This is a genomic window from Microcoleus sp. PH2017_05_CCC_O_A, from assembly GCF_020738785.1.
Taxonomy (GTDB): domain Bacteria; phylum Cyanobacteriota; class Cyanobacteriia; order Cyanobacteriales; family Microcoleaceae; genus Microcoleus.
This window is the reverse complement of the sequence record NZ_JAEQCB010000294.1, coordinates 1-2,230: the sequence shown is the minus strand read 5'-3', so window position 1 is coordinate 2,230 and position 2,230 is coordinate 1. Positions and strand designations below refer to the sequence as shown.

At 42.6% G+C, this 2,230-nt stretch carries 2 protein-coding genes; both read right to left on the bottom strand.

Going from position 1 to position 2,230, the window contains the following annotated elements:
• Positions 1-108, bottom strand: a 108-nt coding sequence (locus JGK20_RS34015; protein ID WP_293187183.1) for a helix-turn-helix domain-containing protein, incomplete at its 3' end; no start/stop codon positions are given.
• 79 nt (positions 109-187) lie between these two features.
• On the bottom strand, positions 188-1,393 hold the full coding sequence (locus tag JGK20_RS34010; protein ID WP_293200864.1) for an ABC transporter substrate-binding protein: 1,206 nt from the start codon (positions 1,391-1,393) through the stop codon (positions 188-190).
• Positions 1,394-2,230 lie beyond the last annotated feature (837 nt).

Genomic DNA, 2,230 nt, shown 5'->3' with positions numbered 1-2,230 from the left:
TCTCAGGCTCAAACCCATGTTAAATACGACGCGCCGAAAGCCTGCGTGTTTTGCCATCAAGGTTGCTTCAGTATTATTTAATTTGAGCGCTCGCTTGACCGCAAACATGGAACTGACTCTCAGCAATCAACTGTAGATAAGTTTAGCAAACTATTTGCCACTTAAGTCTTGCTCTTGTGTCACCCAATCACGGCAGCGCCACAAACCTGTAATCATTGCCTTGGCGTTGAACCTGTACTAAAATCGCTTTGTTCCATCGATCGCCCGTTGGCAAAAACCTCACATCTTCACTCGCACCAGAGGTAACGAAATTCGGAGCCCTAAGTGCTTGTTGCAATCCTTCTCGCGTATTGCTGCGCTGCAAACCGCTCATAATAGCTTTCGTCGCATCAAAACTCGTGGCGGTTCGCCAATTCACGGCACCTCCCCACTTTTGAATCGCATTCTTAGAAAATGGGTTGTTCGGATTAGTGTCAGGATGCCACGGAACGGACAAAACAAGCCCGTCAACGTCTTTGTTCCCCTCTTTTACCGTTTGAAAGGTGTACAGTGTCGTGCTGCCGTAGAGCGCTAATTTGCCAGTATTGAGGCGAGCTAGGTCGATCGCGCGATCGATGCGATCGATATGAGGTGCTAGCATTAACGCTTGTGCACCTTTGCTAACAGCATCAGCAATGCTAGCACTCGAATTAAAAGTTGGCGTTGAAAAGTCACAAACCGTAGGCACTACCTTGCCACCCAAAGCCGAAAACGACGAAACAAATTCATCCTTAAACGATACGTTATCAGGAGCTTGAGAATCATAACAGATAGCAACATTAGTTTTGCCAGCTTTTTTAACCATATATTCTGCTAAAGGAGCCGCCATCGATTGAATCGCGGGGACTGTCCGAAAAATATAGCTACCGAAAGCTGATAAATTGTTAGCAAAGCTAGTTGGTGTAACCATCACCAGTTTTTTTTCTTGATAGGTGGGAGCAGCAGCTAGAGAAGCATTGCTAGCATTGTGTCCGACGACTGCTAAAATTTTCGGATCCTTTACGAATTCGGTTGCAACTTCTTTGGCAAAATCTGGACTGTTGTCATCGTTCGCAATCAAAACTTGCAAACCCGCACCATTAATCCCTCCCCCAGCATTAACTTCCTCTTGAGCTTGGGCAACTCCTCGGAGCATTTCTTGCGCTACATTCGGGTTAGTGCCAATCGGAACGCTGACGGCTATTTGCAGAGAATTATCATTATTGACTTTGGCATTATTTAAATAAATTAGAGTCTCTGGATCGTTGCGATTTTGTTGCAGCGATTCCCGAAAGTTTTTAACAGCTTCTTTGTAATTACCCTCAGCAAAAGCTTTGACACCTGCTTGTTTTCCTGCTGTTTTTTGCGATTGCATCAATATCTTATCTCCCAAACTGAGACGACTGTTGCCAGAAACTGATCTAGGTAAAATTCCGCCCTTTAATATCTGTGGAATAAATGTGAATGCACCCCAGGCAATCAAAGGAAATGCAATAAAAACAATTGGGGGCGGGCCTTTCCTTTTTTGAGGTTGTTGATACATAATTAGTTCTCCTGCACTAGATTTTGTTTAGATACTTTGATTTATGTCAGCATTTCCTGGCACAGTCTAATAAATCTGTTACTTACCAGAAAATACTCCTGGTTGCAACCTGTAGAAATATCTACATATATTTGATTTAGCTGGACGAGTGCAGTATTAGCTGCTAGGCTTTGGCGACATGGGTTTCTTCCTGTCCTAGGTTCATATGATGATTATGAATAAAAGCTTTTTTAAAGTCAATTCATAAAGTCATTGGATGGACTCATAAAAATCATATTGTTAAGTTCATAAAAGTCATATTCGCCTAGGTTGGCTTCAATAACTCATCTCATGCCTGTTGTATTACCGTAATAAAACGTGTTTGTAGTGAGGACTTTAGTCCGCATCATCCGAGGACTAAAGTCCTCACTACGAACCAACTTTATTGGGAGCGTTCTTTTCGGACATGATAGAATTCTTCCACAATACTGTATATGTGGCTCAAAACAGCAGTTGGGCGATCGCTCTTTCCGTACATAAATAAGATGCGCGGTTTGAAGTTTAAGAATTGTGTCAAATTTTATATCATTGTAACCCACATTCCGCAGATGTGGGTCGGATTTTTTTATCAGTTGTGAAAACTTGGAAGCCAAACGCTTTTGGGCTGAAATTATGCAGTGTTAGCCTTAC

Coding starts and splice junctions, on each gene's coding strand:
- JGK20_RS34010 (WP_293200864.1), bottom strand. CDS start 1,393: ATGCAATCGCAAAAAACAGCAGGAAAACAAGCAGGTGTCAAAGCTTTT.